This is a genomic window from Campylobacter sp. FU_520, from assembly GCF_025772385.1.
Taxonomy (GTDB): Bacteria; Campylobacterota; Campylobacteria; order Campylobacterales; family Campylobacteraceae; genus Campylobacter_D; species Campylobacter_D lari_C.
Genome location: NZ_JAKMRZ010000015.1, coordinates 1 through 14,155, shown reverse-complemented (window position 1 = coordinate 14,155; position 14,155 = coordinate 1). Strand labels below are relative to the sequence as shown.

The following is a 14,155-nucleotide window of genomic DNA, read 5'->3' as shown; positions in this document are numbered from 1 at the left end:
AAACTTAATATTCTTCTTCTATCAAATCACATAAGCAGTGTATGATTAAAATATGCATTTCTTGAATTCTAGCTGTATCATCGCTTGGAATGACTATATTATGCTCACATAATGCATTCATCGCTCCACCACCTTTTCCGCTAAGCCCTATACATTTGGTACCAATTTCTTTGGCCTTTTCAAAAGCTTTGATCACATTTGGACTTTTTCCACTAGTAGAAATTCCAATCAATACATCTTTATTGCTAGCTAAAGCTTCAACTTGTCTTGAAAAAACAAATTCAAAACCATAGTCATTTCCTATAGCACTTAAAGCAGAAGTATCAGTGCTTAGGGCAATAGCAGCTAAAGCCTTTCTTTCTTTTTTATACCTTCCGCTAAGTTCAGCTGCAAAATGTTGGCTATCTGCAGCACTTCCACCATTTCCACAAATTAAAATTTTCCCTCCATTTTTCAAACATACTTTTAACTCTTGAGCAACCATAGCAATTTGCTCTTTTAAACTCAAACTTTGTTCTAAAGTTTTTTGATGTTGAATAAATTCCTTTTCAATTTTATTTATCATTTGCAATCCTATTAATTATATTGGTAGTGCTAAATCCATCTTCAAAGTCAATCAATTCTACTTTTTTTACTAAATTTGAACCCACTACTTCTTTATCTTTATAATCAGCTCCTTTAACTAGCACATGAGGTTTTAAAAACTCTATTAATTCATAAGGAGTATCCTCATCAAAAATCACTACATAATCTACAAAATACATGCTTGCAAGCATACATGCACGTTGGAACTCTAAATTTATAGGTCTTGAGTTTCCTTTTAGTCTTTTTACGCTTTCATCTGAATTTAAACCTACAACTAAAATATCTCCTAATTTTTTAGCTTTTTCAAGATATTTTATATGACCATAATGCATAATATCAAAACATCCGTTGGTAAAAACTACTTTTTGATTTTGTATTAATTTTACAAGCTCTTCTTTACTTTTAATTTTATCTTCAAAAGAAGCTTTTTTTAGATTTTTTATCTCTTCTAAACTTACACTCACACTTCCCACTTTTGCTACCACAACAGCCGCTGCATCATTTGCTAACTCACATGCTTTTGCAATGTCAACTTTTAAAGCCAAAGTATAAGCAAGCATGGCTATAACACTATCTCCAGCTCCTGTTACATCATAAACCTCCAAGGCTTTTGCAGGAATAATATACAATTTTTCATCAAAAAATGCTATTCCTTCTTCAGATAAAGTTATAATAGAATAAGTTAGATTTAAATCATCTTTTAATTTTTTCAAAGCTTTTTCTAAATTATCAATTTTTTCTACACCCAAAGCTTGAATAGCTTCTTTTTTATTTGGAGTTAGCAAGGTTGCATTTTGATATTTGCTAAAATCACTTCCTTTTGGATCAATCAAAATAGGTAAATTTAAAGTATTTGCATGCTCTATCAAAGCTTTTGTTACTTTTGAAGTTAAAACTCCTTTGGCATAATCGCTCAAAATAATTGCATCATAATCTTTTGCGATTTTTTTATATTCTTTGATAATTTCATCTTCTAATTTAGTATCAAAATCATTCTCATCATCAAGTCTTAAAACTTGCTGAGAATGCGATAAAACCCTGCTCTTAAGAGGGGTTTTTCTACCTTTTTCTACTAATAATTTTGCATTTAAATTCTCTTTTAAAAACCTCCCGCTCTCATCATCACCCACAAGCCCTAGAGCAAAAACCTCAGCGCCAAGACTTTTTAAATTTGCATACACATTACCAGCTCCGCCTAGTCTTTTATCTTCTTTTTGTGATTTCATCACCATTACAGGAGCTTCTGGAGAAATTCTAGTACAATCACACCATATATAATGATCCACCATAAAATCCCCAACAACTAAAATTTTTGGCTTTTTAGAACTTAAAAAATCAAGCATTTACTTCCTTTTCATAAAGCCTTTTAATCTCATCTAAATAATCTTTTATTCCCTCTTCAAGACTAAATTTAGCTTTATATGAAAAACTCTCATCTAATTTTGCTTGAGTATGAAATTGATAAGCGTTTTTATAAGGATTAGGAATATACTCACAAGGATAATTAGTGTTTAATTCTTTTTGTAAAATATCAACTATATCTTGAAAAGTTCTTGCCTTACCTGTAGCTACATTATAAATTCCACTTTTTGCTTCTAAAGCTTGCAAATTTGCACTCACAACATCTTTAATATATACAAAATCACGATAAATTTGATCACTTCCTTCAAACAAACGCGGGCTTTTACCCGCTAAAATTTGATGTCCAAATTGCAAAATCATAGAAGCAGTGCTATTTTTAAAAAATTCTCCCTTGCCATATACATTAAAATATCTAAGCCCAACTATATGCATTTTATCAAAGTATTTTTTTGCTAATTTATCCATCATTAGCTTTGAAAATGCGTAAGGATTTTTAGGGGCTTCACTTAAATTTACAGTTTGTGGGCTTGGTGCATCTCCATAAACTGAAGCTGAGCTTGCATAGATTAATTTTGCATTAAGTTCTAAGGCAAGTTCTATAAAATCTTTAAAAGTGTTTAAATTAGTCTTTAAAACTTTGTTTTGATCATAAACAGTTGTATCTGAAATTGCGGCCTTATGAAAGATCGCATCGGGTTTAAAATCTTTTATAACTTTTAAAGTTTTTTCATCATTAATATCACCCACATAAAGCTCACCTTCAAAATCTAAAATATTTTTAAAATGACCAAAGCTTTCTAAATTTCCATTTTCAAAAGTAGCACTTGAGCGCATTTTATCTATAATCAAAACCTCATGTTTATCCTGAAGTTCTAAAGCAAGAGCAGAGCCTATAAAACCTGCTCCACCCGTTATCACTATTTTCATTTTTTATCCTTTAAATAATGCAAAAGTTCTTTTAAATTTTTAAAGATCTTATAGTTTTCATCATCATTATAATTTTCACTAATCAAAAATAGATTTTTTATACCAGCATTGATTCCAGCTTGCATATCACTTAAATTATCCCCTATAAAAAAAGATTGTGAAAAATCTATATTAAATTCTTTTTGTGCTTTTAAAAGCATGCCAGGTTTTGGCTTACGACATTCACAATTTTCTAAATGCGGGCAGTGATAAATTTTTTCTATTCTAATGTTTCTTTTCAAAAACTCACCTAGCATATATGAGCTTAAAATTTCAAAATCTTTTTCACTATAATAAGCCCTTGCAATGCCTGATTGATTAGTAGCTACAAAAATTAAAAAATTTTGCTTTTGAAAAAATTCACAAAACTCAAAAATACCATCACAAAATTCAAAATCACTGATCTTATGAACGTATTTTTTATCTATATTAATAATCCCATCTCTATCTAAAAATAACGCCTTTGTTTTCATGAAAAAATTATAATGAATTTTTTTTAAGATTTTATAATTTATCAAGTAAAAAAGTTTTTTAAGCGACTTTAAATAAAAAAAGCTTATAATTAAACACATTTTATTTTCAATTTATATAGGAGTGATACAATGAAAAAGCTACTTGTTTTATCAGCTTTAGCATGTCTTGGTGTTTCAGCTTTTGCTGCAGATGGTGCTACACTTTATAAAAAATGTGCAGTATGTCATGGTGCTAAAGCAGATAAAGTTTACCTTAACAAAGTTCCTGCTTTAAATACTTTAACTGCAGCCGAAAGATTACAATACATGAAAGATTATGCAGCAGGTAAAAGAAATGCTTATGGTCAAGGAGCGATCATGAAAATTAACCTTAAAGGTTTAACAGAAGCAGATTTCAAAGCAATTGAAGATTATATTGAAAGCTTAAAAAAATAATTCAACAGCCTTTATGGCTGTTTTTTGTTCTTTTCCAAAGCCTCTTTTTTTCTTTTTTCTAAAATCACCGCATCGTTTAACGCATCTTCACTATCATTTAAAGTAGTAAATTTATAATCATCATCAAATTGCTTATTCTTTATACCCCAAAGCAAAGCGCAAATTGCTAAAAACAAAGCAACCAAAGAAACGCCTATCATCATCATTAAAACACCGTTCATTTTTTAATCCTTAAAGCATTTAAAATCACTATTATACTACTAAAAGACATTGATAAAGCCGCAATTAAAGGATTAATCAAACCAAAAAAAGCCAAAGGCATACTCAAAGCATTATAAAATAAAGAAAAAGCTAAATTTTGTTTAATAATTTGATAAGTTTTTTTAGCTATTTGTATAGCCTTTTGTAAGCTTTTTAGGTCATTTTTTAACAATATAATATCACTATTTTCCATAGCAAGCTCAGAACCTTCTTTTAAAGAAACTCCAACACCTGCATAAGAAAGCGCTAGAGCATCATTTACCCCATCTCCTACCATTAAAACCTTACCTGTTTGATTTAAGTTAGCTATTATTTGCATTTTATCTTCTGGCATACATGAAGCTTTGAAATGATTTATTTTTAATTTTTCAGCCACCTTGCTCACAGCATGTAAATTATCACCACTTAACATATAAATTTGCATTTTACATTCTTTCATAAATCCAATCAACTCTTCAGAGCTTTCTCTTATACTATCTTCTAATTCAAAAACTGCTAATATAGTTTTATTTTTAGCAAATATAAAATGCGTAGTTTGAAATTCTTGTACTTGCATATGATTTTCTTTGAAAAATTTCTCATTTCCTCCCAAAAATTCATCTTTACCCAAAAAGGCTTTATAACCTCTTGCTTGAAAATTTTGAACTTTTTCAAATTCTATTCTGCTATCAATTTTTTCATCTAAAAATTTCAAAATGCTTTTGGCCACTGGGTGATTAGTTAGGTGTAAGAAATTTAATAACTCATTTTTATCTAACCTTTCATCTAAAAAGCTTTTTTTAACTTCTAAACTAGCCTTTGTTAAAACCCCTGTTTTATCAAACACAGCCACATTACACTTGCTCAAATCCTCCACAACACCTGCTTCTTTAAATAAAATTTTTTCCTTCAAACCAGCACTAATTGCTACTAAAGAACTTACCGGTGTAGCTAAAGCCAAAGCACATGGACAAGCTATGATTAACACAGAAACCATGCGTATCATAGCTTCTTCAAAACCCAAATTTAATACAAAAAAAGTAAAAGCAAAGCACAGCACAGCACAAGTTAAGATAATAGGTGAAAAATACTTACTTACTTGTTGTACCATTTTTTCTATTTTGGCTTTTTTTGAACTTGAGTTTTCGAGTAAATTAATAATCCTAGCTAATTTAGAATCCTTATAAAGTGCATTTGCCTTATATAAAGCATTCCCGCTTAAAACCAAAGAGGCAGAATAAATCATATCATCTTTTTGCACATCAAGCGGTAAACTCTCTCCGCTTAAACTAGACATATCCAAGCTAATATTACCACTAACACACACTCCATCTATTAAAATCCTATCGCCTTCTTTTAATTCTATGATATCTCCTACTTGCACTTCTTCTACATCGATATTTTCTATTTTGTCATTTTTTAATATCCTTACTTCATTGCTTAAAAACGATCGCAAATGATCAAGCGTATCAAGAGCTTTTTTCTTACTTAAAAGCTCTAAATACTTTCCTATAAAAACAAAACAAATAATCATCGCTACAGAATCAAAATACACTTGCGAAGCTCTTGAAAACATCGCCCACACTGAATATATATAAGCTAAACTTGCTCCACTAATTACCAAAGTGTCCATATTAACACTTTTAAATTTTAAAGCATAATAGGCATTTTTATAAAAGATCGAGCCTGTGTAAAAAAGCACAGGAGTGCAAAGTAAAAATTCAGCAAAATGTAAAATATCCTTAGTATCAGCTTCCATGCCACTAAAAAACCCAGCATACTTGGCTACAGATATCCACATGATATTCATCACACAAGCTATGGCAACTATTAATTTTGCATAAAAATCTCTTTTGGTTTGAGTTGCTCTTTGTTCATTTTTTGTAGGCAAATACACACTAGCTTTATAACCAATACTTTCTATACTTTGGATAATTTTTGCTAAATTTATGCTTTTTTCATCAAAAACAATTCTAGCCTTATGAGTAATAGAATTAATATCAACTTCTATCACTCCTTCGCTTTTAATGAGGATTTTTTCATTAAGCCAAACACAAGCAGCACAGTGAATTTCTTCTATAAGTAAAAAAATCTCACTAAAACCTTCTTTGGTTTTTTGTATGTATTTTTCATAATCTTTAACATTATGTTCTATTATCGCAGGGGTTAGGGTTTGATTGCCAAGTTTTTCATAAAATTCTTCTAAATTATTTTCTTGCAAAATCTCATAAACACTCTCACAACCCTTACAGCAAAAATAATTTCCATTTTTTTCTATCATTTGATCTTGTCTAAAGCTTAATTGGCAGTGTTTGCATTTCATCTTATACTTTCTTTAATAATTTTTTACAATATTTTATCATTTTTTTAAAATCACTATTTTAAAAATTATTTACAAAGCTATATTATAATTTTAAAAATTTGACAAAGAAGCATTTTTTTGAATAAAATCTCTTATTCATTATTAAATACTACATTTTCTACATTTTAGAGGATATATGGAAAATACAAAAGAAAAAAAACAACATCAAAGAACACACATTCCGGTGGAAGGTTATAAGATAGAAGATTTAAAGTTGCTTGATCTAGAAAGCTTAGTTAAAATCGCCAATGAAGCAGAAATAGAAAATCCAAGAGAATTTAGAAGACAAGATCTTATTTTTGAAATTCTAAAAGCACAAACCAAAAAAGGTGGCTTTATACTCTTTACAGGGATTTTAGAAATTTCACCTGAAGGTTATGGCTTTTTGCGTGGAATGGATTCAAATTTAAGCGATAGCGTAAATGATGCTTATGTATCAAACTCACAAATTCGCAAATTTGCTCTGCGTGTTGGAGATATAGTTACCGGTCAAGTTAGAGAACCAAAAGATCAAGAAAAATACTATGCTTTATTAAAAATTGAAGCAATTAATTATCTTCCATTAAAAGAAGCTAGAGAAAGACCTTTATTTGACAATCTTACTCCAATTTTTCCAACTGAAAAAATCAAATTAGAATACGATCCTTTAAAACTTACAGGTAGAATGCTTGACTTATTTGCCCCTATAGGAAAAGGCCAAAGAAGCTTAATCGTAGCACCTCCAAGAACTGGTAAAACTGAGCTAATGAAAGAATTAGCTACTGCTATTGCTAAAAATCACCCAGAGGCTCATTTGATTGTACTTTTGGTAGATGAGCGCCCTGAAGAAGTTACAGATATGCAAAGATGTGTAAAAGGTGAGGTTTTTAGCTCTACTTTTGATCTACCTGCTTATAATCATGTTAGAGTAGCTGAGCTTGTCATAGAAAAAGCAAAAAGGATGGTAGAAACAGGTAAAGATGTCATTATATTACTTGATTCTATTACAAGATTAGCAAGAGCTTATAATACTGCTACGCCAAGTAGTGGTAAGGTTTTAAGTGGTGGGGTTGATGCAAATGCCTTACATAAACCAAAACGCTTTTTTGGTGCAGCTAGAAATATAGAGCATGGTGGCTCATTAACCATTATAGCAACTGCTTTGATAGAAACAGGCTCGAGAATGGATGAAGTGATTTTTGAAGAATTTAAAGGAACAGGAAATAGCGAAATCGTTCTTGATAGAAATATTTCAGATAGAAGAATTTACCCTGCAATTAATATCATAAAATCAGGCACTAGAAAAGAAGAATTACTCCAAGGTGTCGAAAAGCTTCAAAAAATTTGGGCAATTAGATCAGCTATTTCACAAATGGATGATATAGAGGCTTTAAAATTCTTATACTCTAAAATGCTAAAAACCAAAAGCAATGAAGAGTTATTATCTATCATGAATGAGTAGCAATGCTTCAAGCTCTTGCTGTTAAATACAGACCAAAAAATTTTAATGAACTTGTAGGGCAAAATACTGTTTCTACAAGCTTAAAATACGCTCTTGAAAATAATCGCTTAGCACATGCTTATTTGTTTTCAGGACTACGCGGAAGCGGAAAGACTTCAAGTGCAAGAATTTTTTCAAGAGCCCTAGTATGCGAAAAAGGACCAAGTGCTAACCCTTGTGGTGAATGTTCTCAATGTTTATCTTCACTTAATGGCTCTAATATAGACATTATAGAAATGGATGCTGCAAGCCATAGAAGCTTAGAAGATATACAAGAGCTTATCGAGCAAGTCAAATACGCTCCATCTTTAGCTAGATTTAAAATTTTTATTATCGATGAAGTGCATATGCTCACCCCACAAGCTGCAAATGCCTTGCTTAAGACCTTAGAAGAACCACCAAGCTATGTTAAATTTATACTAGCAACAACTGATCCTTTAAAACTTCCTGCCACAGTTCTTTCAAGAACACAGCATTTTAGATTTAAGCAAATTTCTACTCATGATATCTTAAATCATCTTGAGTGGATTTTAGAAAAAGAAAATATCAACTACGAAAAAGAAGCTTTAAAACTCATTGCAAGAAGCGGAAATGGTTCTTTAAGAGATACCCTAACCTTACTAGATCAAGCCATAGTGTATTGTCAAAATGATATACAAACACAAAAAATTACTGCTATGCTGGGCTTTTTAGATCCAGCTAAAATTGAAGAATTTTATCAAGCCATTTTAGCTAATGATAAGGATAAAGTTCTTGAGTTTTTAAAAGAATTTGAAGATTATGAAGCAGGTAATGTCATTGATGAGATGATATTTTTTCTGAAAGAAGCATTTTTTGCCAAAAATAATCTTTTTTCTATGTTAATTTATGAAAGATTTTTTAGAATTCTTTCACGCGCTAAGACTATGTTAAATTCTAGTGATGATGATAGTTTTGTGCTTTGCGTTATGGCTTTCATGCTTATAGAGGCAACTTATCTAAAAAGCATTGATGAGGCTATTAAAAGTTCAAAACAAGATAGCATGCCAAGTCCAAAACAACAAGAAATTCCTTCTATTCAACAAACCCCTAAAGAAGAAAAACTTAATCCTTATGAAAATCTCTTAAAAGCAATATATAAAAGAGATTATGACTTAGCTGAAGTTTTTAAAAAAACCACTCAATTTATTTCTTTTGAAGATGATATTTTAAGTATTAGCTCACACGCTAAAGATAATGATAGAATGGTTTTAAACAATGGTTTTAAATTAATCAAAACATTACTTCATGAGCTTTTTGGAGAAAAAGTACAAATCAAAATTCAAAAAACAGAAACCATAGATACTCAAAAACTACAAGATATATTTAAAACTCCCATAAAACAAGAAGTAAAAAACACACCAAATTTAAATGAGCATTTTGAAAATTTTAAAAAAGACGCTAAAAAATACAATCCTAAAGACGAAACCAAAGAAGCTCTTAATAAGCTCTTTGGCTCTCCGACAATACAAAATTAGAAACTACCATTGATTGAAATATAAATTCTTCTTCCCTCTTCTATACGGTTATAAGTATTTACCCAAGTATCTTCACCTTTGTTTTTATAAGATTCCCAAGCATTTGTAAAACTTTTATCAAAAAGATTATAAATTGCTGCATTAATATTCCAATTTTTATTGATATCATAACGCACACCCATAGAAGCTAAAAAGACATCTTGATAATATTCTCTATTAATATTTGTATCGCCCATATAACGATCTATTTGCCACTCACCTTTTACCCATGGAGTGAATTTATTAAAGATATTATAACTTGCTTTTAACATGATGTTGTGTTTTAAACTATCCACTTCTGGCTTTCCTATCACAGCCTTATCTTGCGCATCTTTTACTTCACTATCAAGATAAGTATAAGCTAAATCTAGATTTAAATGTTCTATAGGGGTAATCCCCGCTCCAAGCTCTATGCCTTTGTATTCAACCTTGCCATGATTAATCGCTTGATAACAACTATCAGCTTCACATTTTCCAATACCAGAAATCATATTGTCTTTACTAAATTTTTGACTAGAAATTTTATCTTTGAAATTGGTTAGAAAGCCGGTTGCTGAAATATAAAATAAGTCATTATTATAAACAGCGGCTAATTCATAATTAAGCGATGTTTCTTCTTTTAAATTTGGATTTCCATACATAGGGTACTTACCCTGTCCACTATAATTATAAGCACCTGCTATCAATCTATTAGCATATGGAGTTCTAAAGCCCGTTGAAACACCACCCTTTAAAGTAAGTTCGCTAGTAGGATTATAAACCAAATAAGCCCTTGGAGAAATGTTATTTCCAAAAATTTCATGATGATTATATCTTGCGCCAAAAGTAAATCTCAAATCATCTCTTATGCTATATTCATCTTCTGCAAAAAGAGCTAATAAATATTGATCAAAATTTGTAGGATTAGCGATTTTATCTTGCATTTTTTCAAGTCTATATTCACCACCCACGCTTAAAATATGACTTTGACCTAAAGGAATAACTGATCTTGTATCTACGATAATATCTTCAGCAACTATATCTCTATTTTGTCCTAAAAATGGTTGTGTTTTTTGACCAACTACCTCACGACCATCATTACTTACACGGTTATACTGCAAGGTAGAAGTAATCGAAAAGTCTTCATATATCCCCTCATGGCTTAAATAAGTTACCAACTTATCTACTTGCATAGTATCTGTATAACCACCTGTTAAAGAACCATCATTTTTATCTGTTGGTTTTGTTAATGTACCGAGTTGGCCTTTTTTATTATCATAATGATTTCTTGAAAAATCGATATCAAATATCAAGGTATTATAATCATCTACTAAATAATTTAACCTAGTTCCTAAATTAAAATTATTAGCTTTTGTAGGACTTTGTGCTTGATCACCTTGCACTCTTTGTCCACTTCCATTACTAAATTCAACATTCGACTGTTCTCTATAAAACTCTCTAAAACGTAAGGTTAATCCTAGGCGATCATTCATCAATGGACCACTTGAATATATACTTGTACCATAAGTATTGCCCCATTCTCTATGTGCATTAAAAATACCATCTAAACTGACCGATGTTTCCCACTTATCACTTACTTTTTTTGTGATGATATTTACAACACCACCTAAAGCTTCAGAACCATATAAAGTACTCATTGGTCCTTTTATCACTTCTATTCTTTCTATACTAGAAATTGGCGGTAAAAATGAATTTGAAATTTCATTAAAACCATTAGGTCCTACTTCTCCACCTATCCCTTGACGGCGTCCATCGATTAAAATTAAAGTGTATCCAGTAATACCTCTCATGGTGATATTATAAGATCCAGTTTTTCCCTTACTAGCAAATAAATCTACACCAGGAATATCAGCAATAGCTTCAGCAACATCTCTATAAGGCTTACTTTCTAAATCTTTTTTGCTAATCACATTTATAGTAGCAGGGGCTTCTTTGATATCTTGAGAAAAACCCGAAGCACTTACTATGGAGCTATCTAATAAAACTTCTTGTGATAAAGCATTGCAGACCAAAAAACTAGCAACACAAAACGATAAACAATGTTTTTTCATTATTTCCTTTCTTGATAAACAAATTTTCAAAGTTGGAATATTATGATAATAATTATTAATTTAAAATAAATTTATTGTATCAATTATGATAATTGTTATTAATAAAAAATTTAATTTTTAGCTATATAATCACAAAAAATTTTAGGATGAGGGTATGATGGAATTTTTAAAAACTTACATTGACTTAATTATATTTATTGTTTTAGGGGTAATGGCATTTATTGCTATATGGTGTACTATAGAACGTATCTTGTTTTTTAGAAAAATTAAACTAAATGACTATCAATGTCAAGAAAAATTTGATGATGCAATTAGTGAAAATCTTACTATGCTTTATATTATTTATACTAATGCTCCTTATGTAGGACTTTTAGGAACTGTAGTAGGGATTATGATTACATTTTACGACATGGGAGCAAGTGGGAATATTGATGTTAAATCTATTGTTATTGGTTTATCGCTAGCTTTAAAAGCTACAGCATTAGGAATTTTAGTTGCCATCCCTTCTTTGATGGCTTATAATGGATTACTTAGAAAAATATCAACCTTGAGTAATGCATATCGTATTTTTAAGGATAAAAATGCTTAAATTACCAAAAAATGAAGGCTTAAACATCATTCCTTTTATAGACATAATGCTTGTTTTGCTAGCTATTGTTTTAAGCATATCCACCTTTATCGCGCATGGTGAAATTAAAATCAATCTACCTCAAAGTGAAAATTCAAATTCCATAAACGAAAATAAAGATAAAGTAAGTATTTTAATCAACAAAGAAAATGAATTTTATATCGATGGAAAAACAGCTTCCTTAGAAGAAATAAAAGCAAAATTTGACACTATAGATTCTAAAACCTTAGTAGAGTTAAAAAGTGACAAAGAAGCAAAATTTGAAAGTTTTATAAAAATTATTGATATTTTAAAAAATAAAAATCATGAAAATTTTCAAATTTTAACAGAGCAAAAAAGATGAAAACATTCATAAATAATCATAAAAATCAATCCTTTTTTATCACTTTATTTCTCTTTTTGCCTTTATTTTTTGTTTTTATTTATACTAAGAATTTTTTACATATACAACATAGTGTTTCAAAAGAAGAAAAATTTAATATAGCTATAAAACAATTTTTGCAAGATTCCCCTAAAGCAAAAACCGAACAGCCTAAACAAGAAAAAATAAAAGAGCTAAAACAAACAAAAGAAAAAGCTATTATGCAACCTAAAAAAGTAAATACTTTAGCTAATACCAAGATAACAAATCAATCAAATGAAGAAATAAAACCTCAAAAAACTATAGCACAAGAAAAAAACACTCCAATAACTTCTCAAGAAAGCATATCTTTAGCTAATAACAATGAGCTTTTAAAAGAAGTCAAACAAGCTATAGATGAAGCTTTAATCTATCCTAGACAAGCCAAAAAAATGCGAATGAGTGGTGAAATTTTAGTAGAATTCACATGGACTAAAGATAAAAATCTATTAAACTTAAAAATATTAAAACCATCAAAATATAAATTATTGAACGATAGTGCCTTAGAAACTATACATATAGCGTCTAAGAATTTTCCGCAGTATGAAAAAACTTTTCATATAAGAATACCATTAATATATAAAATAAACTAAGCAAAATTGCTTAGTTTGTCTTGATTAAATTATGTCCTTTATAAATTCCATAAATTTTATAATCTCCATTTTTAAGCATTAAAACTACAGGATATTCTTCTTCGTAGCCTTGCTCCATTCCAGGACTTCCCTGAGGCATACCAGGAGCAGAAATACCTATAACATTTTCAGGTTTATTTTTCAAAAGCCAAGCAACTGCATCTTCAGGCACATGTCCTTCTATAGCATAGCCATCAATTATGCCAGTATGGCAACTTTGATACATAGGCTGAATATTCATTTTTTCTTTTATTTTTAAAAAATCCTCACTTTTGTGTATTTGCACTTTATAACCTTTATCTTTCATATAATTAGCCCAAAGATCACAGCATCCACAAGTAGGACTTTCGTAAATATTTAATAATTTTTCATTAGCCAATAAAGTTGTAAAACCCAACGATAAAGTTAAAAATAATTTTTTCATATATCCTCCAAAAATAAAAAAAGATAAAATACATTATAAAAATTAATATTTTTTATAAAACCAATAATTTTTATTTTAAAATATACTAATTATACTCCTATTTCACTCACAAATACTTATTACAAATATTAACTTTACCTATAACTAAAACCCAAGCTATATACCAAATAAAACATTCAATGAATAATTTCAAACCAAATTTATAAACTCTATTAAAAACTTAAACCCAAATTTATCAGATTAATTAAAAACAAAAATATAAGCAATTAAAACAAATAAAAACAAAGACATAAAAAACTAAAACCTATCAGCCACAATAGATTCAAACATCAAATTAAAGTATTGCCACTAACCAGCTCTACTACCTCACCAAAAAATCCACCACCAACTAAAAATATAAAAACCACTAAATACTAAAAAAACAAATTTACTATAAGCAATTTAAAATTGAAAAAATTAAAACAGTCAAGCCAATTAAATTACTAAAGATATAGAAATAAAAACATAAATCAACCAAGTCAAATATCCAACCATCCAAAAAACAAAAGATAAATCACTAAAGCTCATAATAACTAAACCACT

14 protein-coding genes are annotated in these 14,155 nt (G+C 29.6%); 6 read left to right on the top strand and 8 right to left on the bottom strand.

All coding sequences use genetic code 11. The features are described from left to right. Positions 1-4: 4 nt before the first annotated feature. From gmhA to L8W55_RS06355, 4 genes are read right to left on the bottom strand one after another with little or no spacing between them, the layout of a single operon-like run. On the bottom strand, positions 5-565 hold the full coding sequence (gene gmhA, locus L8W55_RS06370) for a D-sedoheptulose 7-phosphate isomerase (protein ID WP_263677887.1): 561 nt from the start codon (positions 563-565) through the stop codon (positions 5-7). Continuing rightward, on the bottom strand, positions 555-1,928 hold the full coding sequence (gene rfaE1, locus L8W55_RS06365; RefSeq protein ID WP_263677886.1) for a D-glycero-beta-D-manno-heptose-7-phosphate kinase: 1,374 nt from the start codon (positions 1,926-1,928) through the stop codon (positions 555-557). Before rfaE1 ends, gmhA begins: the two co-directional genes overlap by 11 nt. After that, positions 1,921-2,874 (bottom strand): ADP-glyceromanno-heptose 6-epimerase, encoded by a 954-nt coding sequence (gene rfaD, locus L8W55_RS06360; RefSeq protein ID WP_263677884.1) that lies wholly within the window; start codon positions 2,872-2,874, stop codon positions 1,921-1,923. The genes rfaE1 and rfaD overlap by 8 nt, the downstream gene beginning before the upstream one ends. Continuing rightward, positions 2,871-3,386 (bottom strand): D-glycero-alpha-D-manno-heptose-1,7-bisphosphate 7-phosphatase, encoded by a 516-nt coding sequence (locus L8W55_RS06355; RefSeq protein ID WP_263677883.1) that lies wholly within the window; start codon positions 3,384-3,386, stop codon positions 2,871-2,873. The genes rfaD and L8W55_RS06355 overlap by 4 nt, the downstream gene beginning before the upstream one ends. A 129-nt stretch (positions 3,387-3,515) precedes the next feature. Here L8W55_RS06355 and L8W55_RS06350 point away from each other — a divergent pair, with 129 nt between their 5' ends. Then, complete coding sequence (locus L8W55_RS06350) at positions 3,516-3,821, top strand: c-type cytochrome (protein ID WP_087700117.1); 306 nt, start codon at positions 3,516-3,518, stop codon at positions 3,819-3,821. A gap of 11 nt (positions 3,822-3,832) precedes the next feature. On the opposite strand, the gene ccoS is transcribed toward L8W55_RS06350, so the two are convergent. Together ccoS and L8W55_RS06340 are read right to left on the bottom strand one after the other, a co-directional pair. Continuing rightward, positions 3,833-4,042: a cbb3-type cytochrome oxidase assembly protein CcoS gene (gene ccoS, locus L8W55_RS06345; RefSeq protein ID WP_214099529.1), complete on the bottom strand. Its 210-nt coding sequence runs from the start codon at positions 4,040-4,042 to the stop codon at positions 3,833-3,835. Beyond that, on the bottom strand, positions 4,039-6,384 hold the full coding sequence (locus L8W55_RS06340; protein WP_263677882.1) for a heavy metal translocating P-type ATPase: 2,346 nt from the start codon (positions 6,382-6,384) through the stop codon (positions 4,039-4,041). The genes ccoS and L8W55_RS06340 overlap by 4 nt, the downstream gene beginning before the upstream one ends. 175 nt (positions 6,385-6,559) lie before the next feature. Here L8W55_RS06340 and rho point away from each other — a divergent pair, with 175 nt between their 5' ends. Both rho and L8W55_RS06330 read left to right on the top strand, forming a co-directional pair. Beyond that, complete coding sequence (rho, locus tag L8W55_RS06335) at positions 6,560-7,864, top strand: transcription termination factor Rho (protein ID WP_039617780.1); 1,305 nt, start codon at positions 6,560-6,562, stop codon at positions 7,862-7,864. Positions 7,865-7,866: 2 nt separating this feature from the next. After that, positions 7,867-9,399: a DNA polymerase III subunit gamma/tau gene (locus tag L8W55_RS06330; RefSeq protein WP_263677881.1), complete on the top strand. Its 1,533-nt coding sequence runs from the start codon at positions 7,867-7,869 to the stop codon at positions 9,397-9,399. Here L8W55_RS06330 and L8W55_RS06325 read toward each other — a convergent pair. Then, positions 9,396-11,489 carry a TonB-dependent receptor domain-containing protein gene (locus L8W55_RS06325; protein ID WP_263677880.1) on the bottom strand — a complete coding sequence of 698 codons (2,094 nt, stop codon included), beginning with the start codon at positions 11,487-11,489 and terminating at the stop codon, positions 9,396-9,398. The two genes, L8W55_RS06330 and L8W55_RS06325, sit on opposite strands and share 4 nt — an antisense overlap. A 157-nt stretch (positions 11,490-11,646) precedes the next feature. Here L8W55_RS06325 and exbB point away from each other — a divergent pair, with 157 nt between their 5' ends. Genes exbB through L8W55_RS06310 form a run of 3 tightly spaced genes read left to right on the top strand, consistent with a single transcriptional unit; the run spans position 11,647 to position 13,110 of the window. After that, positions 11,647-12,078: a TonB-system energizer ExbB gene (gene exbB / locus L8W55_RS06320; protein ID WP_263677901.1), complete on the top strand. Its 432-nt coding sequence runs from the start codon at positions 11,647-11,649 to the stop codon at positions 12,076-12,078. After that, complete coding sequence (gene exbD, locus L8W55_RS06315; RefSeq protein WP_263677879.1) at positions 12,071-12,460, top strand: TonB system transport protein ExbD; 390 nt, start codon at positions 12,071-12,073, stop codon at positions 12,458-12,460. Before exbB ends, exbD begins: the two co-directional genes overlap by 8 nt. Further along, positions 12,457-13,110 carry an energy transducer TonB gene (locus L8W55_RS06310; protein ID WP_263677878.1) on the top strand — a complete coding sequence of 218 codons (654 nt, stop codon included), beginning with the start codon at positions 12,457-12,459 and terminating at the stop codon, positions 13,108-13,110. The genes exbD and L8W55_RS06310 overlap by 4 nt, the downstream gene beginning before the upstream one ends. Before the next feature lie 10 nt (positions 13,111-13,120). Here the strand turns inward: L8W55_RS06310 and L8W55_RS06305 are convergent, their stop codons facing one another. Further along, a complete protein-coding gene (locus tag L8W55_RS06305) occupies positions 13,121-13,573 on the bottom strand; it encodes a DUF411 domain-containing protein (protein ID WP_263677876.1) in 453 nt (150 codons plus the stop codon). Positions 13,574-14,155 lie beyond the last annotated feature (582 nt).